The sequence below is a fragment of the Streptomyces sp. NPDC096132 genome (assembly GCF_044763345.1).
Lineage (GTDB): Bacteria > Actinomycetota > Actinomycetes > Streptomycetales > Streptomycetaceae > Streptomyces.
Genome location: NZ_JBIWGA010000013.1, coordinates 209677 through 232305, shown reverse-complemented (window position 1 = coordinate 232305; position 22629 = coordinate 209677). Strand labels below are relative to the sequence as shown.

The following is a 22629-nucleotide window of genomic DNA, read 5'->3' as shown; positions in this document are numbered from 1 at the left end:
GGTCGGCGCGGGTCCGCCGGGGTCCGCACGCTCAGCGTGCGTGACCTGCGTCAACACACCCATTTCACAGGGCAACCGCGCTTGTTTCCCGCCATTTCCACCCCCGAAACACACTTTCCGATGTGACTTACGCGACGATGGAGCGGCTCGACCTGACCTTCACGGTCTTGGAGGCGTAGCCTTTATTCCCGCTGTCCATCACCTTGTGAAGCGGAAGAGGGCGGTTGCCGCCGTGTCGCCACAGTCCCCCAGTAACGCATCGAGCATCTCGACCGACGCAGACCATGCGGGCAAGAACCCCGCTGCCGCGTTCGGCCCGAACGAGTGGCTCGTCGACGAGATCTATCAGCAGTACCTCCAGGACCCGAATTCGGTAGACCGTGCCTGGTGGGACTTCTTCGCCGACTACAAGCCGGGCGCGGCCTCCGCCCCGGCTCCGGCGGGTACTGCGGCCGCGGGGGCCGCAGGGACCACCACGCCCCCGGCGCCCGCCGCCCCGGCTCCGACCGCCTCCGTGCCGGCCCCGGCCCCGGCCGCCGCCCCGAAGCCCGCGGCCGCCGCACCCGCCCCGGCCGCTCCGGCCCCGGCTCCGGCGAGGCCCGCCGCGGCCCCGAAGCCGGCCGCCGCCGCCAAGGCCGCGCCCGCCGCCGCGGCCCCCGAGGGCCCGGAGCTGATCACGCTGCGCGGCCCCGCCGCCGCGGTCGCCAAGAACATGAACGCCTCCCTGGAGCTGCCGACCGCCACCTCGGTCCGCGCGGTCCCGGTGAAGCTGCTGTTCGACAACCGCATCGTCATCAACAACCACCTCAAGCGCGCCCGGGGCGGGAAGATCTCCTTCACGCACCTGATCGGCTTCGCGATGGTGCAGGCCATCAAGGCCATGCCGTCGATGAACTGGCACTACGCGGAGAAGGACGGGAAGCCCACCCTCGTCAAGCCGCCGCACGTCAACTTCGGCCTGGCCATCGACCTGGTGAAGCCCAACGGTGACCGCCAGCTCGTCGTCGCCGGCATCAAGAAGGCCGAGACGCTGAACTTCTTCGAGTTCTGGCAGGCCTACGAGGACATCGTCCGCCGCGCCCGCGACGGCAAGCTGACGATGGACGACTTCACCGGTGTCACGGTCTCCCTGACCAACCCCGGCGGCCTCGGCACCGTCCACTCCGTGCCCCGCCTGATGCCCGGCCAGTCGGTCATCATGGGCGTCGGTTCCATGGACTACCCCGCGGAGTTCCAGGGCACCAGCCAGGACACCCTGAACAAGCTCGGCATCTCGAAGGTCATGACGCTCACGTCGACCTACGACCACCGGGTCATCCAGGGCGCCGCCTCCGGCGAGTTCCTGCGGATCGTCGCGAACCTCCTCCTCGGCGAGGGCGGCTTCTACGACGAGATCTTCGAGGCCCTGCGCATCCCCTACGAGCCGGTCCGCTGGCTCAAGGACATCGACGCCTCGCACGACGACGACGTCACCAAGGCCGCGCGGGTCTTCGAGCTGATCCACTCCTACCGGGTCCGCGGCCACGTCATGGCCGACACCGACCCGCTGGAGTACCGCCAGCGCAAGCACCCCGACCTGGACATCACCGAGCACGGCCTCACCCTGTGGGACCTGGAGCGCGAGTTCGCCGTCGGCGGCTTCGCCGGCAAGTCCCTGATGAAGCTGCGCGACATCCTCGGCGTGCTGCGCGACTCGTACTGCCGCACCACCGGCATCGAGTTCATGCACATCCAGGACCCGAAGCAGCGCCGCTGGATCCAGGACCGCATCGAGCGCGCCCACACCAAGCCGGAGCGCGAGGAGCAGCTGCGCATCCTGCGCCGGCTGAACGCCGCCGAGGCCTTCGAGACCTTCCTGCAGACCAAGTACGTCGGCCAGAAGCGCTTCTCCCTGGAGGGCGGCGAGTCCGTCATCCCGCTGCTCGACGCGGTCATCGACAGCGCGGCCGAGTCGCGCCTGGACGAGGTCGTCATCGGCATGGCCCACCGCGGCCGCCTGAACGTCCTCGCGAACATCGTCGGCAAGTCGTACGCGCAGATCTTCCGCGAGTTCGAGGGCAACCTCGACCCGAAGTCGATGCACGGCTCCGGCGACGTGAAGTACCACCTGGGCGCCCAGGGCACCTTCACCGGCCTCGACGGCGAGCAGATCAAGGTCTCGCTGGCCGCGAACCCGTCCCACCTGGAGACGGTCGACCCGGTCATCGAGGGCATCGCCCGCGCCAAGCAGGACATCATCAACAAGGGCGGCACGGACTTCACCGTCCTGCCGGTGGCCCTGCACGGCGACGCGGCCTTCGCGGGCCAGGGCGTGGTGGCCGAGACCCTGAACATGTCGCAGCTGCGCGGCTACCGCACCGGCGGCACGGTCCACATCGTCATCAACAACCAGGTCGGCTTCACCGCCGCCCCGGAGTCGTCCCGCTCGTCGATGTACGCGACGGACGTGGCGAGGATGATCGAGGCCCCGATCTTCCACGTGAACGGCGACGACCCGGAGGCCGTGGTCCGCGTCGCGCGGCTCGCCTTCGAGTTCCGCCAGGCGTTCAACAAGGACGTGGTGATCGACCTCATCTGCTACCGCCGCCGCGGTCACAACGAGTCGGACAACCCGGCCTTCACCCAGCCGCTGATGTACGACCTGATCGACAAGAAGCGCTCGGTGCGCAAGCTGTACACCGAGTCCCTGATCGGTCGCGGCGACATCACCCTGGAAGAGGCCGAGCAGGCGCTGCAGGACTACCAGGGCCAGCTGGAGAAGGTCTTCACGGAGGTCCGCGAGGCCATCACCGCCCAGTCGAGCGCGGTACCGGTGTCGGATCCGCAGGCGGAGTTCCCGGTCGCCGTGAACACCGCGATCTCCACGGAGGTCGTGAAGCGGATCGCGGAGTCCCAGGTCAACATCCCCGACTACTTCCACGTGCACCCGCGTCTGCTGCCGCAGCTGCAGCGCCGGGCGACGATGGTCGAGGACGGCACGATCGACTGGGGCATGGGCGAGACCCTCGCGGTCGGCTCCCTCCTCCTGGAGGGCACCCCGGTCCGCCTGTCGGGCCAGGACTCCCAGCGCGGCACCTTCGGCCAGCGCCACGCGGTCCTCATCGACCGCGAGACGGGCGAGGAGCACACCCCGCTCCAGTACCTCGGCGAGGACCAGGCGCGCTACAACGTCTACAACTCCCTGCTGTCCGAGTATGCGGTCATGGGCTTCGAGTACGGCTACTCGCTGGCCCGCCCCGACGCGCTCGTGATGTGGGAGGCGCAGTTCGGCGACTTCGTCAACGGCGCGCAGACGGTGGTCGACGAGTACATCTCGGCGGCCGAGCAGAAGTGGGGCCAGACGAGCGGCGTCACGCTCCTCCTCCCCCACGGCTACGAGGGCCAGGGTCCGGACCACTCCTCGGCCCGCGTCGAGCGCTTCCTCCAGCTCTGCGCCCAGAACAACATGACGGTGGCCATGCCCACGCTCCCGTCGAACTACTTCCACCTCCTGCGGTGGCAGGTGCACAACCCGCACCACAAGCCGCTGATCGTCTTCACCCCGAAGTCGATGCTGCGTCTGAAGGCCGCCGCGTCCAAGACGGAGGAGTTCACGAGCGGCGGGTTCCGCCCGGTCATCGGCGACACGGTGATCACGGACGCGGCCGCCGTCAAGAAGGTCGTCTTCTGCGCCGGCAAGGTCTACTACGACCTGGAGGCCGAGCGTCAGAAGCGCGGCGACACGGAGACGGCGATCATCCGCCTCGAGCGGCTGTACCCGCTGCCGGGTGCCGAGGTCCAGGCCGAGGTCAACAAGTACCCGAACGCCGAGAAGTACCTGTGGGTCCAGGAGGAGCCGGCCAACCAGGGTGCCTGGCCGTTCATCGCCCTGAACCTGATCGACCACCTGGACCTGGCGGTCGGCGCCGACGTCCCGCACGGCGAGCGCCTGCGCCGCATCTCGCGGCCGCACAGCTCGTCCCCGGCCGTCGGCTCCGCCAAGCGCCACCAGGCGGAGCAGGAGCAGCTGGTGCGCGAGGTGTTCGAGGCGTGAGCCTCTGACCGAACGGCAAAGAGCCCGTCCCCGGAATCTCCGGGGACGGGCTCTTTGCCGTGTGGTCAGTCGTCGTCCTCGTCGTCCAGCCGGGCGAGCCAGGTCGCGAGGCGCTCGACCGGCACCTCGAAGTCCGGGTTCAGGTCGACGAACGTCCGCAGCTGCTCGGCGAGCCACTCGAAGGAGACCTCCTCCTCGCCGCGCCGCTTCTCCAGCTCCTCGATGCCTCGGTCGGTGAAGTACAACTCTCGCTCCTGCTCCTGCCTGCACCTGTCGGTCTCTGTGCCAAGGGTAGGCGCAGCGGTCACTCTCACGGGTGTCTTGACTTCCCACGGCCGCGATATATCGTGAATTGAAGAAGACGCGATATGGCGCGATGCGCTGTGCCGAGGAGGTCCTGCCATGTCCGAATGGTCCGTCGCCGAGCCGAGGAGGCTCACCTTCGACGAGCCCGTCAGCACGCTGCACGTCCGCATCGTCGACGGCACGGTGAACGTGGTGGGCACGGACGAGGGCCCCGCCCACCTGGAGGTGTCGAGCATCGAGGGGCCACCCTTGGCGGTGAGCCATCGCGACGGCACCTTGACGGTGGCCTACGAGGATCTGCCCTGGAAGGGCTTCCTCAAGTGGCTCGACCGCAAGGGATGGCGGCGCAGTGCCGTGGTCTCCCTGGCCGTCCCGGCCGGCACCCGCGTGGAGCTGGGTGTGGTGAGCGCCGGCGCGACGGTGTCCGGGATCGACGGACGTACCGAGGTCAAGGGCGTCACCGGTGACGCCACCCTGGTGGGCCTCGCGGGCGCGGTCCGCGCGGACACGGTGTCGGGGAGCGTGGAGGCCCAGGCCCTCACCGGCGATCTGCGCTTCAACTCCGTCTCCGGGGACCTGACCGTCGTGGAGGCCGGTTCGTCCGTCAAGGCCGACTCGGTGAGCGGCTCGATGATCGTCGACGTCGACCCGACGAGCAGGCCCACGGAGATCTCCCTGACCAACGTCTCGGGCGAGATCGCCATCCGGCTGCCCCATCCGGCGGACGCGGAGGTGGAGGCGAACACCGCGAGCGGCGCGGTCTCCAACGCCTTCGAGGACCTCCGGGTCAGCGGCCAGTGGGGCACCAAGCGCATCACCGGCCGCCTCGGCGCGGGCAACGGCCGGCTGAAGGCCACCACGGTCTCCGGCTCCATCGCCCTGCTGCGCCGCCCACCGACGGAGGACGAACCGGTCCCCGGCGCACCAGCCACGAGCGACGCGACCCCCGGCCCGGGAGACAATGCCGTTTCCGGCCCGGGCGTCGAAGCCTCCTCCGGCGGCCCGGCCGACAGCACGACCGACAAGAAGGTGCTCTGACATGCCTCCCGTCTTCGCCCACGGCCGCCTCCGCCTCTATCTGCTGAAGCTGCTGGACGAGGCCCCGCGCCACGGCTACGAGGTGATCCGCCTCCTGGAGGAGCGCTTCCAAGGGCTGTACGCCCCCTCGGCGGGCACGGTCTACCCGCGGCTGGCCAAGCTGGAGGCCGAGGGCCTGGTCACCCACACCACCGAGGGCGGCCGCAAGGTGTACGCGATCACCGACGCGGGCCGGGCCGAACTGGCCGACCGCAGCGGCGAACTGGCCGACCTGGAGCTGGAGATCCGCGAGTCGGTCGCCGAGCTGGCCGCGGAGATCCGGGCCGATGTGCGGGGCGCGGCGGGCGATCTGCGGCGCGAGATGCGGGCGGCGGCCTCCGAGGCCCGGCGCGACAACCGCACCGGCACGGTCCCGGACCAGGGCGAGTACACGGACAAGGAGTCCTGGCGCGTCGCCAAGGAGGAGATGCGCCGCGTCAAGCAGGAGTGGAAGGAACAGGCCCGGCGGGCCAAGGACGAGAGCCGCCGGGCCCGTGAGGAGGCCCAGCGGGCCCGCCGCCAGGCCAAGGAGGCGCAGGACCATGCCCGGGCCCAGGCGCAGGAGGAGATGCAGCGCATCGCACGGCGGGTCCAGGAGCAGGTCCAGGACCACTTCGCGCGCGGCGACTGGCCGACGGGCGTCCGCGAGGGCCTGACCGAGCTGGCCCGGGAGTTCGGCGAGTTCGGCAAGGACTTCGGGAAGGAGTTCGGCAAGGATCTCGGCTTCGGCCGCTCCTCCGGCGGTACGGAGTCGTCCGCGCCGTCGGCCCCGGGGGCGACCGCCCACCCGGAGTACTCCCGGACCCCGGAGGACTTCCCCGCCGACTACGAGCCGGCCTGGGCCCACGAGGACTCCAGCGGGGACCCGGCCCGCGATCTGGACCGCCTGCTCGACCGCTTCCGGGACGACATCCGCGACGCCGCCCGCGACCACGGGGTCACCTCCGACCAACTGCGCGACGCCCGCCGCCACTTGTCGTCGGCGGCGGCGCACATCGGGGCCATACTGCGAGCGCCGAAGGTCTGAGGCTCCGGGGAGGAGAGGAGGGGCCCTGGTCAGCCCGCCTTGGCCTCTCCCCCGCCGTACAGCACCCGAGTCAGGGACGCATGGGTCACGCCGTGGTCGGCGAGGACCTCGGCGACCGGGCCGGGGTGGACGGTCAGGGCGAGGAGGAGGTGCTCGTCGCCGATGCGCCGGTCGCGGTGGGCCAGCGCCATCCGCAGGGACTGTTCCAGGATCCGCTTGGCGCCCCGGCCGAAGGCCGGACGTCCCACCCACCGTCCCGCTCCCTTCGCACCGCCGGACAGCGCGCCGACGCCGTGCGTCTCCTCGACCCGGGAGACGATCTCCGAGACGTCGATGCCCAGCTCGGCGAGGGCATCGGTCTCGGCGCGGGACAGGCCGCCGCGCCGGCGTGTCTCCTCCAGCGCCTCCCGTACCGCGTCCTTGCGCTCGGCGAGTCCGAGAGCGGCCAGCGCGAAGGACGCCCGGCTCCCCTCCCGGTCCAGCAGCGCGAGCAGCAGATGCTCGGTCCCGACGGTCCGGGCCCCCGCCCCCTCGCAGCGTTCGACGGCACCGCGCACCACGTCGCGGGCGTCCTTCGTGAACCGCTCGAACATCATTGCCTCCCGTACTTCTTGTGCACGGCCTGCCTACTGACTCCGAGCTCCGCGGCGATCTCCTGCCACGACCAGCCCTGGTTGCGCGCACTGCGCACCTGCACGGCCTCCAGCTGCTCCAGCAGCCGGCGCAGTGCGGCGACGGCGCGCAGTCCGACCCGTGGATCGCGGTCGCCGGCACGCTCGGCGAGATCCGTTGCTTCGGTCATGATGTCAACGTAGGTTGACACCCTCTCCCTTGTCAACCACAGTTGACAATCTCGGCGCAAAAAAGGCGGGCCCGGATTTCCCCGGGCCCGCTGAGGAGCGGCTCAGCCGTTGGTGAGCACGATCTTGCCGAACTGGTCGCCGGACGAGAGCCGTTCGAAGCCCTCACGGGCTCGGTCCAGCGGGAGCACCTCGTCGATGACGGGTCGGACACCGGTGGCGGCGCAGAAGGAGAGCAGGTCCTCCAGCTCCTCCTTGGTCCCCATGGTGGAACCGACGACCTTCAGCTCCAGGAAGAAGATCCGGGTGAGCTCGGCGTGCGAGGGCCGGTCGCCGCTCGTCGCACCGGAGATGACGAGCGTCCCGCCGGGCCGCAGCGACTTCACCGAGTGGGACCAGGTGGCGGCGCCGACGGTCTCGATGACGGCGTCCACGCGCTGCGGCAGCCGCGCGCCCGGCTCCACCGCCTCGACGGCGCCGAGCTCCAGCGCCCGCTTCCGCTTGGCCTCGTCCCGGCTGGTCGCGAAGACCCGCAGCCCGGCGGCCTTCCCGAGGACGATCGCGGCGGTGGCGACACCACCACCGGCCCCCTGGACGAGCACCGAGTCGCCCGGCCGGACGCCCGCGTTGGTGAAGAGCATGCGGTACGCCGTCAGCCACGCGGTGGGCAGACAGGCCGCCTCCTCGAAGGACAGCTCCTTGGGCTTGGGCAGGATGTTCCAGGTCGGCACCGCGACCCGCTCGGCGAAGGTGCCCTGGTAGTGCTCGGTGAGGATGGAGCGGGGCTCCTTCGGCCCGACCCCGTGCCCGGTCTGGCCGATGACGGAGTGCAGGACGACCTCGTTGCCGTCCTCGTCGACACCGGCGGCGTCGCACCCGAGGATCATCGGCAGCTTGTCCTCCGCGAGGCCGACGCCGCGCAGGGACCAGAGGTCGTGATGGTTGAGGGACGCGGCCCGCACGGTGACGGTACTCCAGCCGGGCCGGGCCTCGGGGGCGGGTCGCTCCCCCAACTCCAGTCCGGAAAGCGGCTGGTCGCGGTCGATTCGGGCGGCGTAGGCGGCGAACATGAACACGACGATAGGGGTGGGGAGGGGAGGGCGAAACCGGGGGCCACTGTGAGACATGCCCTGTTGCCAACCAGTCGGGCCTTGTCACCACCCGAACGGCCGGGGCGGGTGGGCAAAGAAATGGCCCCGTCCAAGGGGACGGGGCCATTCGAGGCATCGTCAGCGACGAGCAACGCCCTCGGCGCGTGCAGCGGCAGCCACCGCAGCCGTCACCGCGGGCGCGACCCTCTCGTCGAACGGCGACGGAATCACGTAGTCGGCGGCGAGATCGTCACCGACGACCCCGGCCAGCGCCTCGGCCGCCGCGATCTTCATCCCCTCGGTGATCCGGGACGCCCGCACCTGCAGCGCCCCCGCGAAGATCCCGGGGAACGCCAGCACGTTGTTGATCTGGTTCGGGAAGTCCGACCGCCCGGTGGCGACGACCGCCGCGTACTTGTGGGCGACGTCGGGGTGCACCTCGGGGTTCGGGTTGGCCATGGCGAAGACGAAGGCGCCCTCGGCCATGGAGGCCACCGCCTCCTCCGGGACCGTACCGCCGGAGACGCCGATGAAGACGTCCGCGCCGGCCAGCGCGTCCTCCAGCGAGCCGCTCAGCCCCGCCTTGTTGGTGAAGCCGGCGACCTCGCGCTTGACGTCGGTGAGGTCCTGGCGGTCCGCCGAGATGATGCCCTTGCGGTCGGTGAGCGCGACATCGCCGATACCGGCCTCGACCAGCATCTTGGCGATGGCGACACCGGCCGCGCCGGCGCCCGAGATGACGGCCCGCAGGTCGCCGATGGACCGTCCGCTCAGCCGGGCCGCGTTGCGCAGCGCCGCCAGCGTCACGACCGCCGTACCGTGCTGGTCGTCGTGGAAGACCGGGATGTCGAGCGCCTCCTGGAGCCGGCGCTCGATCTCGAAGCACCGCGGTGCCGAGATGTCCTCCAGGTTGACTCCGCCGAACGAGGGCGCGAGGCGGACCACGGTCTCGACGATCTCGTCCACGTCCGTGCAGGCGAGCGCGATCGGAACCGCGTCCACACCGCCGAACTGCTTGAACAGAATCGCCTTGCCTTCCATCACAGGAAGGGACGCCTCCGGCCCGATGTCCCCGAGGCCGAGGACGGCCGTGCCGTCGGTGACGACGGCGACGACGGACGACTTCCACGTGTAGTCGTTCACCAGCTCCGGCTGTTCCGCGATCGCGGTGCACACGCGTGCGACGCCGGGCGTGTAAGCGAGGGACAGGTCGTCCTTGTCACGGATCGGGACGGTGGCCTGCACGGCCATCTTTCCGCCGCGGTGCAGCGCGAAGGCCGGGTCGAACGAATCGAGGGGCTCCGCACCGCCTTCCGGGCCCTGGTCCGCGCTCTCGCTGCGAGGATTGACGATCTCCGCTGCCACTTGTTGTACCCCTTAGGTGTTCTTGGTTTGAGGGTGGCCACTCCGGGTGAGGAGTGGGCGGGCATCGCGCGGGCCCCAGAGGTGATGCGTACGGGCGCCTGCGCGTCGGGCGCGCCGCACACGCGCCCTGAGCCCCGGATGAGGGGTGTAAAGAACCTTCTTACCGGACGGAGACCACAGCCGACGAGTCCAATCCGTGCAAGGTCACATCCCTCGGTCTGTGGACCTTGCACAGAGGTGATCACGAGTGACATGAGTCATGTGCGAAGACTGGCCAAGGGCCGGTAAACCCTTGACACGGACTCAAGTCAACGTGCGGGTCGCACAGTGGGCGATCACGTGATGAGATGAACCGAAGATCCTCCGGCCGGAGGGGCGGATTCCCGCAGATGGTCCGGCGTCATCCGGGCGTGTTGGCCCGGACTGTGCGGCTCGGGGATCGCCCGTTATGCGATTTTGACATGGCTGGTCCCCTGAATGGCGTAGTCCGAATGGCAAGATGCCGTAATCACACGAGGTCGCGACACCCAAAGGTGTGTGTTCTCGTCGACCCATCGGCATTTGTCGAACCATCGGCATCTCCATCCATCCGCCGGAGGAACCCACCATGACCGCACGCACCACCCGACACACGACCGCCGCGCGCACCCGCCTGGCAGCGGTCGGCTCTCTCGCGGTCGCGGGCGCCTTGCTGCTGTCCGCCTGCGGCGACCAGACCGAAAGTGGCGGCAGCTCCTCCGAGTCGTCGACCAGCGCCGGCGCCGCTCCCCTGTTCTCCAAGCTCCCGGCCAAGATCCAGAAGGCCGGCGTCATCAAGGTCGGCACCAACGCCGAGTACGCGCCGATGGAGTCCGTCGAGGGCGGCAAGATCGTCGGCGTCGACCCCGACATCGCGGCCGCGCTCGGCAAGCAGCTCGGCGTCGAGTTCCAGTTCACCTCGGGCGGCTTCGACACCCTGATCACCGCGGTCAACACCGGCCGCTACGACATCGCGATGTCGTCGATCACGGACAACAAGCAGCGCCAGGAGGGCCTGGACGACAGCGGCAAGAAGCTCGGCGAGGGCGTGGACTTCGTCGACTACTTCACCGCCGGTACGGCCATCTACGTCCAGAAGGGCAACCCCAAGGGCATCACGTCCATGGACGACCTCTGCGGCCAGACGGTCGCGGTGCAGCGGGGCACCACGTACGAGGAGGCCCTGCAGACGCAGTCCAAGAAGTGCACCACGGACGGCAAGAAGGCCCTCAAGATCGAGTCCTTCGAGAACGACACCGAGGCACAGACCCGCGTGAAGTCCGGCGGTGCCGTGGCCGGCGTCAACGACTACCCGGTCGCCGTGGACATGGCCGAGAAGGCCGGCGGCGGCAACACCTTCGAGGTCCTCGACCAGCAGTACGAGGCCGCTCCGTTCGGCATCGTGGTCGACAAGCAGAACACCCAGCTGCGCGACGCCCTGAAGGAGGCCGTCGACGCGATCATCAAGGACGGCTCCTACCAGAAGGTGCTGGAGAAGTGGGGCGCCGAGAGCGGTGCGATCAAGGCCGCCGCGATCAACAGCGGCAGCTGATCCACCCGCACCTCTTGAGCCTTTGAAGGGCAGTCCCCATGACTGACAAGCTCGACAAGACCCCGGCGGGAGCACCACCGGAGGACACCCCACCGGTCGCCAAGGACTCGGCGTTCTCCGGCCCGCCGGAGGCCATCAAGGCCATCCCGGTGCGCCACTACGGCCGCTGGGTCAGCGCCGTCGTGGTCATCGCGCTGCTCGCGCTGCTGATCAACGCGTTCGCCAACGGTGACATCCAGTGGTCGACGGTCGGCGACAAGCTGTTCGACTCGACCGTCGTCGCGGGCGCCGGGCGCACGCTGCTGATCAGCGTCCTGGCCATGGTGATGGGCGTGGTCCTGGGCGTTCTGCTGGCCGTGATGCGTCTGTCGAAGAACCCGGTGACCAGCTCGGTCGCCTGGCTGTACATCTGGTTCTTCCGTGGCACCCCGGTCTACGTCCAGCTGCTGATGTGGTTCAACCTGGCGCTGATCTTCCCCGTCCTGAACCTCGGTCCGATCTACAAGGACGAGATGACGGACGTCATGACGCCGTTCATGTGCGCCCTGCTCGGCCTCGGTCTGAACGAGGCCGCGTACATGGCCGAAATCTGCCGCGCCGGCCTGCTCGCCGTCGACGAGGGGCAGACCGAGGCGTCCCACGCCCTGGGCATGAGCCACGGCAAGACGCTGCGCCGGATCGTCATCCCGCAGGCGATGCGGGTGATCGTGCCGCCGACCGGCAACGAGTTCATCAACATGCTGAAGACCTCGTCGCTGGTGTACGTGGTGACGTACAACGAGCTGCTGCGTTCGACCTCGGTGATCGGCTCCTCGTCGTTCGCCGTGATGGAGCTGCTCTTCGTCGCCTCCATCTGGTACCTGGTCATGACCAGCATCTTCAGCGTCTTCCAGTACTACCTGGAGCGTTACTACGCCCGTGGCTCCAGCCGCAGCCTCCCGCCCACGGTCTTCCAGAAGATCAAGGCGAACCTGGTCTCGATCGGCCGCGAAAGGAGTGCGGCATGACCGCGATGGTGAAGGCCGAGGGCGTCCACAAGTCCTTCGGCATGGTCGAGGTCCTCAAGGGCATCGACCTGCAGGTCAACACCGGTGAGGTGTTCTGCCTCATCGGCCCGTCCGGCTCCGGCAAGAGCACGTTCCTCAGGTGCATCAACCACCTGGAGAAGATCAACGCCGGCCGGCTGTACGTCGACGGGAACCTGGTGGGCTACCGCCAGAAGGGCGACAAGCTGTACGAGCTCAAGGACAGCGAGGTCGCCCTGCAGCGCCGGGACATCGGCATGGTGTTCCAGCGGTTCAACCTGTTCCCGCACATGACGGCGCTGGAGAACGTCATCGAGGCCCCGGTCCAGGTCAAGGGCGCGAGCAAGGCCCAGGCCAAGGAGCGGGCGAGGGAGCTCCTGGACCGGGTGGGCCTGGCCGACAAGGCCGGGAACTACCCCTCGCAGCTCTCCGGCGGCCAGCAGCAGCGCGTGGCCATCGCCCGGGCGCTGGCCATGGACCCGAAGCTGATGCTGTTCGACGAGCCGACCTCGGCCCTGGACCCGGAGCTGGTCGGTGACGTCCTCGACGTCATGCGCGACCTGGCCGAGTCCGGTATGACGATGGTCGTCGTCACCCACGAGATGGGCTTCGCCCGCGAGGTCGGCGACAGCCTGGTCTTCATGGACGGCGGTGTGGTCGTCGAGTCCGGCAACCCCCGCGACGTCCTGACCGACCCGCAGCACGAGCGGACGAAGGCGTTCCTGTCCAAGGTGCTGTAGCGCGTACGACGGTGAAGGGGCGGTACGGAATCTCCGTACCGCCCCTTCAGTGTCTGCCGGGAGGGACGCTCACTTCAGGGCCAGCAGCAGGGTGTCCGACGGTGACGCCCACACCGGCCGGGCCTCGCTGAAGCCCTTCTCCCTCAGCACGCGCGCGTGCCACGCCGCGGACGGCATGTCGCCCTCGGCGTGCTCGCCGTAGATCTCGAAGCGGCGGGCCGTGGGGCCGGCCAGGACCGGGTCCTGTGCGGCGAGCTGCCACCACTCGGCCCAGTCGAGGGTGCCGCCGGCCTTGGCCTGATCCATGCGGGCGTGCCGCAGCGCGCGCTCCGCCGCGTTGATCCGGGGCGTGGTGTCGTCGATCATGTGGTCCGCGTTCATGAAGACACCGCCGTCGCGGACGAGTTCCGCGACCTGACCGTAGAGGACCGCGAGGGGTTCGCTGTGCAGCCAGTGCAGGGCCGTGGCGGTCAGGACGGCGTCGTACGCGTCGTACGGCAGGCGCGCCGGCCAGTCCGGGTCCTTGAGGTCGGCCGTCACCAGGGTGACCCGGTCGTCCCCCGCGAAGGTGCCCTCGGCGATGGCGAGGAGGGCCGGGTCGAGGTCGACGCCGGTGCTGGTGGCGCCAGGGAGGCGGGCCAGCAGCCGGGCGGTGATGGTGCCGGTGCCGCAGGCGAGGTCGAGGATCCGGGGCTCCGGCCCCACCAGCGCCTCCACCATGTCCAGCATGATCCGGAAGCGGTCCTCCCTGTCGGGCATGTACCACTCCTGCTGACGGTCCCAGCTCTCCTGCCAGGCCTGCCAGTCGGTTCCGGTGCCGGTGGTGGTCATGGAAGCCCCCTCGTCGCCCGTCGCGTAATACCCTGAAAGCACGATCAGCCGTTACCCGACCGCACTCACGACCATAGAGCCCATCCGTAAGGACTACAAGTGGAACTGGCCTATTACTCGGACTACGCCGTGCGTCTCGTCAACAGCGAGGAACCGGCCCGGGGCAAGGACACGCTGACCTCGGTCGAGGCCGTCCGCGATCTCTTCGGCGGCAACCAGTCGGCCGCCCGCCGCGCCACCGACGCGGACGTCACCCGCTTCCGCTCGGTCCGGGCCCGGCTGCGCGCGGTCTTCGAGGCCGCCGACCACGGCGACGAGACCCTCGCCGTGGACCTGCTGAACTCCCTCCTTCTGGAGTTCCCGGTGAGCCCGCAGATCTCCGGCCACGACTACCGCGACGACGACGGCCGCCCGCTGTGGCACATGCACCTCGCCGACCACCCGTCGAACGCGACGGCGGGCTACGCGGCCATCGCCGCGATGGGCCTGGCGTTCCACCTGACGGAGTACGGCGTCGACCGGCTGGGCCTGTGCGAGGCGTCCCCCTGCCGCAACGCCTACCTCGACACCTCGACCAACCGCTCCCGGCGCTACTGCTCCGACCGCTGCGCGACCCGCGCCAACGTGGCCGCCTACCGCGCCCGCAAGCGCCTGGAGGCCGAGCGGACCGCCAGCACCGGCCTGGCCGCCGACAGCGCCCAGCGCACCACCGCCAGCGGCGAGCGCTGATCCGGCTTCAGCGGCCGATAGCGCAGCCGCACCTTGCCCAGGATCAGCTCGTCGGGCACGGTCCCGTAGTCGGTGCTGTCACCCCCGGCGTACGCGTTGTCCCCGAGCACCCACCACCCCCCGTCGCGCCGCTCGACGGCCCGCTTCACGACGAGCAGGTCCTGCTGGAAGGGATGCCGCAGCACGACCACGTCCCCGGCCCTCACCCGCGCCCCGTACTGCACCACCAGCTGATCCCCGTGGTACAGCGTGGGCACCATGGACGGCCCGGTCACCTCGGCCAGCCCGAAGGGCGCCACGGCCCTCCCCCGCTCGGTCTCCTGCGACAGTTCCGGCATCCCCGGCACCTCCCCGGTCCGTTCCTCCACCAGTCTCAGTCTGACCCCGGACTTTTGTCCTAAGCCCATGGGGGCACCCGCGAAAACCCGTCTTGCAGGGAGTAATGTCCCACCTGAGAAGACGATCACGAGGAAGGAATGCTCCATGCTTTCCCGCCTGTTTGCCCCCAAGGTCAAGGTCAGCGCGCACTGCGACCTGCCCTGCGGTGTGTACGACCCGGCCCAGGCCCGCATCGAGGCGGAGTCGGTGAAGGCCGTTCAGGAGAAGATGGCCGCCAACGACGACCCGCACTTCCAGGCGCGCGCCACCGTCATCAAGGAGCAGCGTGCCGAGCTCGCGAAGCACCACGTCTCCGTGCTGTGGAGCGACTACTTCAAGCCCCCGCACTTCGAGAAGTACCCCCAGCTGCACGTGCTGGTCAACGACACCCTGAAGGCCCTGTCGGCCGCCAAGGCGTCGACCGACCCGAAGACCGGTGAGAAGGCTCTCGAGCTGATCGCCGAGATCGACAAGATCTTCTGGGAGACCAAGAAGGCCTGACTCGGTCGCAGTGTCTCCTTGCCCGCACCCGGGCCGCAGGACGCCGAACTCGGCTCCCTGACGGTCCGGGTGCGGTCGTTTCCACCCCAGCCACCTCCGCCCCCCGGCCGCCTCCAGCCCCGGCCACCTCCGCCCCCCGGCCGCCTCCAGCCCCGGCCACCTCCGCCCCCCGGCCACCTCCAGCCCCGGCCACCTCCGCCCCGGCCACCTCCAGCCCCAGGCCGCCTCCGCCCCGGGCCACCTCAGCCCCCGGGCCGCCTCCGCCCCGGCCACCTCCAGCCCCAGGCCGCCTCCGCCCCGGGCCACCTCAGCCCCCGGGCCGCCTTCGTCCCGGGCCGCCCCCGCCTCGGGCCACCTCAGCCCCCGGGCCGCCGTCCCCGGCCACCTCAGCCCCCGGGCCGCCCCCGCGCCTCGGGCCACCTCAGCCCCGGGGCCGCCTCCGTCCCCGGCCACATACGCCCCGGCCACCGCCGTCCCCGGGCCGCCCCCGCGCCTCGGGCCACCTCAGCCCCCGGGCCGCCTCCGTCCCCGGCCACATACGCCCCGGCCACCGCCGTCCCCGGGCCGCCCCTGCCCCGGGCCACCTCGGCCCCGGGCCACCTCCGCCAGGCGTCCAGGACGTCGGCGGCGACGATCTCATGGCGTCGGTGCAGCTCCGGAAGTCCGTGCCGATGGCGGTGAACGAGGCGCCGCCGTGTTCGCAGCCGTCCGGCCGGGGCGCGAACGGCACGTCCAGCCGCCAGTCCACCCGGGACCGCAGACGCTCCAGCGTGCCGCGATGGCGCTCCGTCGTGCCCCTCGTCAGCTCGGCCACGCCGCCGGTGAGCACCTCGAACGTCACCGCGCCGCTGTGGACGGTACGGCCGACCCGGCGCAGGCCGGTGGCCAGGTACATGTCGAGCAGCTCGGTGCGGCCCATCGCCACCACCCGGCGGCCGCCCCGGGCGGCGATCCAGCGCAGCGCCGCGTACATGAGCAGTCGTGCCGCCGCGGTGGCGCGCCAGCGCGGCTCCACGGTGAGGATCCGCACCTCGAACACCTCGTCCTCGCCGAGCAGCGGCAGCTCGTCCGCGCCGCGCGCCGCGACCAGGTAGACGTTCTCGCCGTCCAGTCCGTCGCGAAGCCGCCCGGCCGGATGGGGCGCGTGCTGGCCCAGCTCCTGGGCGTACACCCGGTGACGCAGCTCGTGGATCCAGTCGAGATCCTCCGGAGTCGCGGAACGAAGCTGCAGGTCACGATCCATAGGGCTCCTCTTTCGACGCAGGGTGGTGCCTTGCATCATGGGAAGAGGGGATCGCGCCGCGACAGGACCGTACGACGCAGCTGCCCTGAGTACGCGTACTCAGATGCGGTCGCCGTTCGACGGGTCGGACGGAAGGGAGTCGTCATGGACGTTCCGCACGATCAGGTGCTGGTGGTCACGCCCGACGGCAGACGGCCGGGGCCGCCGACCCCCGGGATGGACCGGCAGCAGGCCTTCGCCACCGAGGGGACATGGTCGGGGTTCGTGCGCACCGAGGCCGGCATGGTCTCGGGGTGGCATCACCACGGCGCGTGCGAGTCCGTCATCTACGTCCTCACGGGCGCCCTGAGGATGGAGTTCGGCCCCGACGGCTCGAACACCGTGGAGGCCGGACCGGGCGACTTCGTCTACGTGCCGAAGGGCATGGTGCACCGGGAGAGCAACCCCACCGCGGAGCCCGCGGACATCATCGTCGTGCGCGCCGGCACCGGGCAGTCCACGTTCAACGTCGACGGACCGTCACCAAGCCGAGGCGGACCTACGATCACCCCATGAGCTCCCGCACCCACACCCCGGTCCGCTGGATGTACGCCTTCGTCGACCGGCCCGCCGAGCGGTTCGCGACGGCCTGCGCCTTCTGGACCGCTGTCACGGACACCTCGCTGTCCGAACCCCGCGGTGAGCGCGACGAGTTCGTCACCCTGCTGCCGGACGGCGGCGCCGACGCCTGTGTGAAGGTCCAGGGGGTCGCGGGCGGGGACGGCGGAGCGCATCTCGACTTCGCGGTGGAGGACGTGCCCGGGTTCGTCGCGGCGGCGCTGGAGCTGGGGGCTCGGACGGCCGCCGCGCACGACGGGTGGTCCGTGCTGCGCTCCCCCGCCGGCCGACTGTTCTGCGTGGTGCCGTGGCACGGGGAGTCGGTCCGGCCGCCCGTGGTCGGGGGCAGCCGGCTGGACCAGGTGTGCCTCGACGTCCCGCCGTCCGCGTACGACGCCGAAGTCGCGTTCTGGAGCGGTCTGCTGCCCGACTGGTCGTCCCGGCCGGGCTCCCTCCCCGAGTTCCATGTGGTCGCGCCCCCGCCGGGGCTACCGGTCCGCATCCTGCTCCAGCGGCTCGGAGCCGAGGGCCCCGTCTCCGCCCACCTCGACCTGGCCTGCGGCACCGGCATCGACGCCGTGCGCGCCCGGCACGAGCGGCTCGGCGCGGTCCACCTCGCCGACCACCCGCGCTGGACCGTCATGCGCGATCCGGCGGGCGGCGTGTACTGCCTGACGGGCCGCGACCCGGAGACGGGCGGGCTACCGCTCACCTGACGCCCGGTCCCAGGGCTCCACGTCCACCACGGCGTCCACCGGTATCGGCCCGTACACGTGCGGGAACTCCTCGCCGCCGGGTTCCGGGGCCTCGTACTTCAGCGGCACGTCCAGCCGGGCCGGGTCCACGACGAGGACCACCAGCTCGTCGGGGCCGTCGTAGGAGCCGTAGAGGAAGGCCGCGACCTTGGGGAGCTGGGCGCGGGTGGAGCAGTGGATGAACCCCTCCTCCGCGAGGGTGCGACCACGGGTGGACCACTCGTAGGCCCCCTGCTCGCGGGCCGCCGCCCAGAGTGCGCGTTCGGTGATGTGGAGGACGTGGGGAAGGGGTTCGGTCATGGGATCACGCTATCCGGTCGGCTCGGGCCGGGCGTCGGGCTCCTCCTCGTGATGGTGGGGGAAGGGGGTGCCCTCCTCCACGTATGCCTCGCACCGTGGGTTGTGGCACGGGCCCGGCACCCAGCGCGGGACCCACGCACCCAGGGTCTTGTGGCGCCGGACGACGGACTGTACGGACTGCCCGCAGACGGGACAGACGCGTTGTTCTCTGTCCATGCCATCAGAGTAGGGCGGAGGAGCCGTCATTGCTCCCTGCTGTACGTCCGAACGACGGCACCGTTGCCGAAGGAGCGCATCCCTTCGAAGGTGAAGCGGGTGGCGTCCGAGCCGGCGCCGAACATGGGCATGCCGGTGCCGTAGACGATCGGGTACGTCTTGATCACGAGCTCGTCGATCTCGTCGAGCAGCTCGCCCGCGAGCCGGGAGCCGCCGCACAGCCAGATGCCGAGATCGCCCTGCTCCGCCTTCAGTGCGCGGACCTTGTCGAGCAGTCCGTCCGCGATGATCTCGACGTCCGGGTCGGGCGACTCGGCGAGGGTGCGCGAGGCGACGTACTGGCGCAGATGGGCGTAGGGGCTGGTGATCCCCTCCTTCAGCGCCAGGTCGTAGCTGGCCCGGCCCTGCACGATCGTGTCGAACCGCTTGTTCTCCAGGTCGTCGAGGCCGAACGCCCGGCGGCCGGGGGTGGCCAGGGTCTCGGGGTACTCCGCCGCGAGGTGGCCCAGGAACTCCTCGTCGACGAAGGACATCATCGCGGTGGCGTCGCCGGTCGCGTCCCCGATGAAGCCGTCGAGGGAACAGGCGACGAAGTACGTGAGCTTTCGCAAAACTGCCTCTTTTCGTAGGCTGCGCCGTGAACCACTTCAGTTGTAGTACTTCACTTGTAGTGGTTGCAAGCCTTTTACCGAGAGGAGAGCCATGGCCGGCAATCCGGAGCGCCGTGCGGCCCTGGTGGACGCGGGCATCGACGTGCTCGCCCGCGAGGGGGCGCGCGGACTGACCTTCCGGGCGGTGGACACCGCGGCGGGCGTGCCCACGGGCACCGCCTCCAACTACTTCACCGGCCGCGACGACCTGCTGCGGCAGATCGACGCCCGGCTGCACGTCCGGCTGGCACCCGACCCCGCGGTGCTCGGTGACCTCATGAAGCGGCCCAGGGACCGCGCCCTGGTCACGGCGTTCATGCACGATCTGCTGGCCCGCGCGACCGGGGACCGCACCGGCTATCTGGCCCTGCTGGAGATGCGCCTCGAAGCGACCCGGCGCCCCGAACTGCGCGCCTCCTTCACCACCTCGGTGCGCGGCGACCTGGAGGACGGCATGGAGTTCCACCGGGAGGCGGGGCTGCCCGGCGGCGACGAGACCGTGGTCGTGCTGTACCTCGCGGTCCTCGGCCTGCTCCTGGAGCACCTGACCCTGCCCGGTGTGCTCGACGGAGTGCTGCCGGGGGTGGGGGTGCCGGAGGGACTGGTGGAGCGGATCGTGGCCACGGTGGTCCCGGAGAACTCCGACACCCCTCCGGCACAGACACCGGCCGGACCCTGACGGAAAACCGGTGGGCCCCGCACACCGTGGGGATGTGCGGGACCCACCGGGGCCTGCGCGTTCGCGGCACCAGAACCGGGCCGGACACGACCTAGGTGCTGCGCCGGGTCACGAACTCCGCCAGGGACAGCAGCCCGCCCGCGGACTCCGGGTCCGGGATCGCCCGGGCCAGTTCGTCCATCGCCCGGGACATCCGGTCGGCCGCCTGTTCCTGGGCCCAGGCGCGGCCGCCGGCCCGCTCCACCGCCTGCGCCGTGCGGTCCAGGTCGTCCGGCGCGGCGGGCCGTGCGTACAGCTCGGCCAGTTCCCCGGCGGCCGGGGTTCCGGAGGCCAGGGCGGCGACCACCGGCAGGGACTTCTTGCGGGCGGCGAGGTCAGCGCCGGCCGGCTTGCCGGTGTGCCGCGGGTCGCCCCATATGCCGATGACGTCGTCGATGAGCTGGAAGGCGAGCCCGGCCTCACGGCCGAACGCGTCCAGCGCGTCGACGTCCTCCTCCGCCGCCCCCGCGTACAGCGCGCCCACTGCGCAGGCGCACCCGATCAGCGCGCCCGTCTTGGCCTCGGCCATGACGAGCACCTCCTCGAGGGTGACCTCGGCGGGGCCGCGCTTCTCCAGGGCCGTGTCCGCCTGCTGGCCCTCGCAGAGCTCCACCACACAGGCCGCGAGCCGGGCGGCGGCCGCCCGGCTCGCCGGGTGCAGGTCCTCGGCGAGCATGCCGAGGGCCTGCGCCTGGAGGGCGTCCCCGGCAAGGATCGCGTCGGCGTCGCCGAACACGGCCCAGGCGGTGGGGCGGTGCCGGCGGGTGGCGTCCCGGTCCATCACGTCGTCGTGCAACAGCGTGAAGTTGTGGACCAGTTCGACCGCGGCGGCGGCCCGGACGGCAGCCGCCCGGGCCGCCGGGCCACCGAGTGCGGCGGCCGCGGCGAGGACGAGCGCGGGACGGATCGCCTTGCCCGCGTTCTGCGCGGCCGGGGTGCCGTCCGCGCGCTCCCAGCCGAAGTGGTAGCGCGCGATCCGGCGCATCGAGCGGGGTAAGGAGTCGACCGCCGCGCGCAGCTCGGGGTCGACCGCCGCCCTGGCACGCTCCAGAATCGCCGTCGCCTCCTGGCTCCCGATGGACCCCCGCCTTTCGCGCCTCCCGTACGACCTGGTGGCGGAGGTCACCGCCAGCGGCCGATCTCGACGTTCTCCAGGACGCCCAGCGCGTCCGGCACCAGGACCGCCGCCGAGTAGTAGGCCGTGACCAGGTACTTGATCACGGCCTGCTCGTTGATGCCCATGAACCGCACGGACAGGCTCGGCTCGATCTCGTCCGGGATGCCGGACTGGCGCAGGCCGATGACGCCCTGGTCCTGCTCGCCGAGACGCATCGCGATGATCGAGCTGGTGCGGGCCTCGGTGACCGGGATCTTGTTGCACGGGTAGATCGGCACCCCGCGCCAGGTCGGGATCCGGTTGCCGCCGACGTCGAGCGTCTCGGGCACCAGCCCGCGCTTGTTGAGCTCGCGGCCGATCGCGGAGATCGTGCGGGGGTGGGCGACCAGCATCTTGGTGCCGCGCCGCCTGCTGAGCAGCTCGTCCAGGTCGTCGGGGCTGGGCACGCCGTCGTGCGGCTGGAGCCGCTGGTCGTACTCGCAGTTGTGGAGCAGCCCGAACTCCCGGTTGTTGACCAGCTCGTGCTCCTGGCGCTCCTTGATCGCCTCGACCGTCAGCCGCAACTGCTGCTCGGTCTGGTTCATGGGCTGGTTGTAGAGGTCGGCCACACGCGTGTGGATGCGCAGGACGGTCTGGGCGATGCTCAGTTCGTACTCGCGCGGGCGGGCGTCGTAGTCCACGAACGTGTGCGGGATGTCCGGCTCTCCGGCGTGGCCGGCGGCCAGGTCGACGGCCTTCTCGCCGTACTTGTTGGTGCGCTGCTCGGGGATCGCGCGCAGCCGGTGGAGGTGTGCGCGCAGGGATTCGGCGCGCTCCGCGATCTGCTCGACGTCCTGGCGGGCCAGGATCAGCACGGTGCACGCGGTGTCCGCCCGGGCGGTGTACTCCCAGATGGCGTCCGCGTCGAGCAGCGCCTGATCGCCGAAGTAGGCGCCGTCGGCGAGGACGCCGAGCACCTGGTCGTCGCCGTAGGGGCCGGTGCCGACCTTCTCGACGCGGCCGTGGGCCAGCAGATAGACCTCGTCGGTCTGGTTGCCGAAGGAGGCGATGATCTCGCCGGGGCCGAACTCCCGCTGCCGGCAGCGCTGGGCGAGCTCCGACAGCACCTCCTCGTCCTCGTAGGAGCGCAGCGCCGGCAGTTCGCCCAGCTCGGCCGGGATCACCTCGACGCGGTCGCCGGTCTTGACGAACGTGATGCGGCCGTCCCCGACGGCGTACGTCAGCCGCCTGTTGACCCGGTACGTACCACCCTGCACGTCCACCCAGGGCAGGGTCCGCAGCAGCCAGCGGGAACTGATCTCCTGCATCTGCGGTGCGGACTTGGTCGTGGTGGCCAGGTTCCGCGCGGCCGCGGTGCCGAGGCTCTGCTGCGGCTCGCCCGAATCCGTGCGGACCTCTTCGCCTACCGACATGGAGAAATGCCCTCCCGAATCACGCACGGGCGCCGAACTGCGCCGGTGCACTGGTACGCGAGCCAGCCTTTCATCACGGTGTGTGCCCGTGCCATTACACGAAAGAGCGGGAATGGATCATCGTGTGCCTGGGAAGTGGGACGTTCAC

The 22629-nt window shown here is 70.6% G+C and carries 24 protein-coding genes; 11 read left to right on the top strand and 13 right to left on the bottom strand.

What is annotated here, in order from left to right; all coding sequences use genetic code 11:
* Nucleotides 1–232: 232 nt before the first annotated feature.
* Nucleotides 233–4033 carry a multifunctional oxoglutarate decarboxylase/oxoglutarate dehydrogenase thiamine pyrophosphate-binding subunit/dihydrolipoyllysine-residue succinyltransferase subunit gene (locus ACIRF9_RS29455; RefSeq protein ID WP_403828134.1) on the top strand — a complete coding sequence of 1267 codons (3801 nt, stop codon included), beginning with the start codon at nucleotides 233–235 and terminating at the stop codon, nucleotides 4031–4033.
* Nucleotides 4034–4098: 65 nt separating this feature from the next.
* Here ACIRF9_RS29455 and ACIRF9_RS29450 read toward each other — a convergent pair whose 3' ends face one another.
* Nucleotides 4099–4278, bottom strand: coding sequence for a DUF6104 family protein (locus ACIRF9_RS29450; protein ID WP_403828132.1), 180 nt, complete (start codon nucleotides 4276–4278; stop codon nucleotides 4099–4101).
* 157 nt (nucleotides 4279–4435) lie between these two features.
* Between ACIRF9_RS29450 and ACIRF9_RS29445 the strand changes: the two genes are divergently transcribed.
* Together ACIRF9_RS29445 and ACIRF9_RS29440 are read left to right on the top strand one after the other, a co-directional pair.
* A complete protein-coding gene (locus ACIRF9_RS29445) occupies nucleotides 4436–5377 on the top strand; it encodes a DUF4097 family beta strand repeat-containing protein (protein ID WP_403828130.1) in 942 nt (313 codons plus the stop codon).
* Between the two features lies 1 nt (nucleotide 5378).
* Entirely contained in the window at nucleotides 5379–6443 is a 1065-nt protein-coding gene (locus ACIRF9_RS29440; protein ID WP_403828128.1) for a helix-turn-helix transcriptional regulator, read from the top strand.
* Between the two features lie 29 nt (nucleotides 6444–6472).
* On the opposite strand, the gene ACIRF9_RS29435 is transcribed toward ACIRF9_RS29440, so the two are convergent.
* From ACIRF9_RS29435 to ACIRF9_RS29420, 4 genes are all read right to left on the bottom strand, one after another.
* A complete protein-coding gene (locus ACIRF9_RS29435) occupies nucleotides 6473–7036 on the bottom strand; it encodes a Clp protease N-terminal domain-containing protein (protein ID WP_403828126.1) in 564 nt (187 codons plus the stop codon).
* Nucleotides 7036–7245 carry a helix-turn-helix domain-containing protein gene (locus tag ACIRF9_RS29430; RefSeq protein WP_018571396.1) on the bottom strand — a complete coding sequence of 70 codons (210 nt, stop codon included), beginning with the start codon at nucleotides 7243–7245 and terminating at the stop codon, nucleotides 7036–7038. The genes ACIRF9_RS29435 and ACIRF9_RS29430 overlap by 1 nt, the downstream gene beginning before the upstream one ends.
* A gap of 102 nt (nucleotides 7246–7347) precedes the next feature.
* Complete coding sequence (locus ACIRF9_RS29425) at nucleotides 7348–8313, bottom strand: zinc-binding dehydrogenase (protein WP_403828124.1); 966 nt, start codon at nucleotides 8311–8313, stop codon at nucleotides 7348–7350.
* A gap of 159 nt (nucleotides 8314–8472) precedes the next feature.
* Nucleotides 8473–9699, bottom strand: coding sequence for an NADP-dependent malic enzyme (locus ACIRF9_RS29420; protein WP_403828122.1), 1227 nt, complete (start codon nucleotides 9697–9699; stop codon nucleotides 8473–8475).
* A 607-nt stretch (nucleotides 9700–10306) separates the two neighbouring features.
* Between ACIRF9_RS29420 and ACIRF9_RS29415 the strand changes: the two genes are divergently transcribed.
* From ACIRF9_RS29415 to ACIRF9_RS29405, 3 genes are read left to right on the top strand one after another with little or no spacing between them, the layout of a single operon-like run.
* The gene (locus tag ACIRF9_RS29415) at nucleotides 10307–11269 is read left to right on the top strand and encodes an ABC transporter substrate-binding protein (RefSeq protein ID WP_403828120.1); all 963 of its coding nucleotides are present in this window, start codon (nucleotides 10307–10309) and stop codon (nucleotides 11267–11269) included.
* A 38-nt stretch (nucleotides 11270–11307) separates the two neighbouring features.
* Nucleotides 11308–12276 (top strand): amino acid ABC transporter permease, encoded by a 969-nt coding sequence (locus ACIRF9_RS29410; RefSeq protein WP_403828118.1) that lies wholly within the window; start codon nucleotides 11308–11310, stop codon nucleotides 12274–12276.
* Entirely contained in the window at nucleotides 12273–13034 is a 762-nt protein-coding gene (locus ACIRF9_RS29405; RefSeq protein WP_403828116.1) for an amino acid ABC transporter ATP-binding protein, read from the top strand. The genes ACIRF9_RS29410 and ACIRF9_RS29405 overlap by 4 nt, the downstream gene beginning before the upstream one ends.
* 69 nt (nucleotides 13035–13103) lie before the next feature.
* Here ACIRF9_RS29405 and ACIRF9_RS29400 read toward each other — a convergent pair whose 3' ends face one another.
* Nucleotides 13104–13865, bottom strand: coding sequence for a class I SAM-dependent methyltransferase (locus tag ACIRF9_RS29400; RefSeq protein WP_403828114.1), 762 nt, complete (start codon nucleotides 13863–13865; stop codon nucleotides 13104–13106).
* A 99-nt stretch (nucleotides 13866–13964) separates the two neighbouring features.
* Here ACIRF9_RS29400 and ACIRF9_RS29395 point away from each other — a divergent pair, with 99 nt between their 5' ends.
* Complete coding sequence (locus tag ACIRF9_RS29395) at nucleotides 13965–14594, top strand: CGNR zinc finger domain-containing protein (protein WP_403828112.1); 630 nt, start codon at nucleotides 13965–13967, stop codon at nucleotides 14592–14594.
* Here ACIRF9_RS29395 and sodX read toward each other — a convergent pair.
* Nucleotides 14498–14932, bottom strand: a complete 435-nt coding sequence (gene sodX / locus ACIRF9_RS29390) for a nickel-type superoxide dismutase maturation protease (RefSeq protein ID WP_403828261.1) — start codon at nucleotides 14930–14932, stop codon at nucleotides 14498–14500. The genes ACIRF9_RS29395 and sodX overlap by 97 nt on opposite strands.
* Before the next feature lie 145 nt (nucleotides 14933–15077).
* Here sodX and sodN point away from each other — a divergent pair, with 145 nt between their 5' ends.
* Entirely contained in the window at nucleotides 15078–15473 is a 396-nt protein-coding gene (sodN, locus tag ACIRF9_RS29385; RefSeq protein WP_055634112.1) for a superoxide dismutase, Ni, read from the top strand.
* Between the two features lie 421 nt (nucleotides 15474–15894).
* On the opposite strand, the gene ACIRF9_RS29380 is transcribed toward sodN, so the two are convergent.
* Nucleotides 15895–16716 (bottom strand): GNAT family N-acetyltransferase, encoded by an 822-nt coding sequence (locus ACIRF9_RS29380; RefSeq protein ID WP_403828110.1) that lies wholly within the window; start codon nucleotides 16714–16716, stop codon nucleotides 15895–15897.
* 144 nt (nucleotides 16717–16860) lie between these two features.
* Between ACIRF9_RS29380 and ACIRF9_RS29375 the strand changes: the two genes are divergently transcribed.
* Complete coding sequence (locus ACIRF9_RS29375) at nucleotides 16861–17271, top strand: cupin domain-containing protein (RefSeq protein WP_403828109.1); 411 nt, start codon at nucleotides 16861–16863, stop codon at nucleotides 17269–17271.
* Nucleotides 17268–18029: a VOC family protein gene (locus ACIRF9_RS29370; RefSeq protein WP_403828107.1), complete on the top strand. Its 762-nt coding sequence runs from the start codon at nucleotides 17268–17270 to the stop codon at nucleotides 18027–18029. The genes ACIRF9_RS29375 and ACIRF9_RS29370 overlap by 4 nt, the downstream gene beginning before the upstream one ends.
* Here the strand turns inward: ACIRF9_RS29370 and ACIRF9_RS29365 are convergent.
* Genes ACIRF9_RS29365 through ACIRF9_RS29355 form a run of 3 tightly spaced genes read right to left on the bottom strand, consistent with a single transcriptional unit; the run spans nucleotide 18015 to nucleotide 19195 of the window.
* Nucleotides 18015–18368, bottom strand: coding sequence for a DUF952 domain-containing protein (locus ACIRF9_RS29365; RefSeq protein WP_403828105.1), 354 nt, complete (start codon nucleotides 18366–18368; stop codon nucleotides 18015–18017). The two genes, ACIRF9_RS29370 and ACIRF9_RS29365, sit on opposite strands and share 15 nt — an antisense overlap.
* A 9-nt stretch (nucleotides 18369–18377) precedes the next feature.
* Nucleotides 18378–18584: a hypothetical protein gene (locus ACIRF9_RS29360; RefSeq protein ID WP_403828103.1), complete on the bottom strand. Its 207-nt coding sequence runs from the start codon at nucleotides 18582–18584 to the stop codon at nucleotides 18378–18380.
* 26 nt (nucleotides 18585–18610) lie between these two features.
* Complete coding sequence (locus ACIRF9_RS29355) at nucleotides 18611–19195, bottom strand: dihydrofolate reductase family protein (RefSeq protein ID WP_403828101.1); 585 nt, start codon at nucleotides 19193–19195, stop codon at nucleotides 18611–18613.
* A gap of 91 nt (nucleotides 19196–19286) precedes the next feature.
* On the opposite strand from ACIRF9_RS29355, the gene ACIRF9_RS29350 reads away from it, so the two are divergent.
* Entirely contained in the window at nucleotides 19287–19913 is a 627-nt protein-coding gene (locus ACIRF9_RS29350) for a TetR/AcrR family transcriptional regulator (protein ID WP_403828099.1), read from the top strand.
* A 91-nt stretch (nucleotides 19914–20004) separates the two neighbouring features.
* Here the strand turns inward: ACIRF9_RS29350 and ACIRF9_RS29345 are convergent, their stop codons facing one another.
* Both ACIRF9_RS29345 and ACIRF9_RS29340 read right to left on the bottom strand, forming a co-directional pair.
* The gene (locus ACIRF9_RS29345) at nucleotides 20005–21078 is read right to left on the bottom strand and encodes a family 2 encapsulin nanocompartment cargo protein polyprenyl transferase (protein ID WP_403828097.1); all 1074 of its coding nucleotides are present in this window, start codon (nucleotides 21076–21078) and stop codon (nucleotides 20005–20007) included.
* Entirely contained in the window at nucleotides 21075–22481 is a 1407-nt protein-coding gene (locus ACIRF9_RS29340) for a family 2B encapsulin nanocompartment shell protein (protein ID WP_403828096.1), read from the bottom strand. Before ACIRF9_RS29340 ends, ACIRF9_RS29345 begins: the two co-directional genes overlap by 4 nt.
* Nucleotides 22482–22629 lie beyond the last annotated feature (148 nt).

Excerpts from the sequence above, each read along its gene's own strand:
- ACIRF9_RS29435 (WP_403828126.1), bottom strand. The coding sequence starts at position 7,036 with ATGTTCGAGCGGTTCACGAAGGACGCCCGCGACGTGGTGCGCGGTGCC.
- ACIRF9_RS29405 (WP_403828116.1), top strand. The coding sequence starts at position 12,273 with ATGACCGCGATGGTGAAGGCCGAGGGCGTCCACAAGTCCTTCGGCATG.
- sodX (WP_403828261.1), bottom strand. The coding sequence starts at position 14,932 with ATGCCGGAACTGTCGCAGGAGACCGAGCGGGGGAGGGCCGTGGCGCCC.
- sodN (WP_055634112.1), top strand. The coding sequence starts at position 15,078 with ATGCTTTCCCGCCTGTTTGCCCCCAAGGTCAAGGTCAGCGCGCACTGC.
- ACIRF9_RS29380 (WP_403828110.1), bottom strand. The coding sequence starts at position 16,716 with ATGGATCGTGACCTGCAGCTTCGTTCCGCGACTCCGGAGGATCTCGAC.
- ACIRF9_RS29445 (WP_403828130.1), top strand. The coding sequence starts at position 4,436 with ATGTCCGAATGGTCCGTCGCCGAGCCGAGGAGGCTCACCTTCGACGAG.
- ACIRF9_RS29350 (WP_403828099.1), top strand. The coding sequence starts at position 19,287 with ATGGCCGGCAATCCGGAGCGCCGTGCGGCCCTGGTGGACGCGGGCATC.
- ACIRF9_RS29440 (WP_403828128.1), top strand. The coding sequence starts at position 5,379 with ATGCCTCCCGTCTTCGCCCACGGCCGCCTCCGCCTCTATCTGCTGAAG.
- ACIRF9_RS29340 (WP_403828096.1), bottom strand. The coding sequence starts at position 22,481 with ATGTCGGTAGGCGAAGAGGTCCGCACGGATTCGGGCGAGCCGCAGCAG.
- ACIRF9_RS29360 (WP_403828103.1), bottom strand. The coding sequence starts at position 18,584 with ATGGACAGAGAACAACGCGTCTGTCCCGTCTGCGGGCAGTCCGTACAG.
- ACIRF9_RS29425 (WP_403828124.1), bottom strand. The coding sequence starts at position 8,313 with ATGTTCGCCGCCTACGCCGCCCGAATCGACCGCGACCAGCCGCTTTCC.
- ACIRF9_RS29375 (WP_403828109.1), top strand. The coding sequence starts at position 16,861 with ATGGACGTTCCGCACGATCAGGTGCTGGTGGTCACGCCCGACGGCAGA.
- ACIRF9_RS29415 (WP_403828120.1), top strand. The coding sequence starts at position 10,307 with ATGACCGCACGCACCACCCGACACACGACCGCCGCGCGCACCCGCCTG.
- ACIRF9_RS29365 (WP_403828105.1), bottom strand. The coding sequence starts at position 18,368 with ATGACCGAACCCCTTCCCCACGTCCTCCACATCACCGAACGCGCACTC.
- ACIRF9_RS29410 (WP_403828118.1), top strand. The coding sequence starts at position 11,308 with ATGACTGACAAGCTCGACAAGACCCCGGCGGGAGCACCACCGGAGGAC.
- ACIRF9_RS29430 (WP_018571396.1), bottom strand. The coding sequence starts at position 7,245 with ATGACCGAAGCAACGGATCTCGCCGAGCGTGCCGGCGACCGCGATCCA.
- ACIRF9_RS29400 (WP_403828114.1), bottom strand. The coding sequence starts at position 13,865 with ATGACCACCACCGGCACCGGAACCGACTGGCAGGCCTGGCAGGAGAGC.
- ACIRF9_RS29370 (WP_403828107.1), top strand. The coding sequence starts at position 17,268 with ATGAGCTCCCGCACCCACACCCCGGTCCGCTGGATGTACGCCTTCGTC.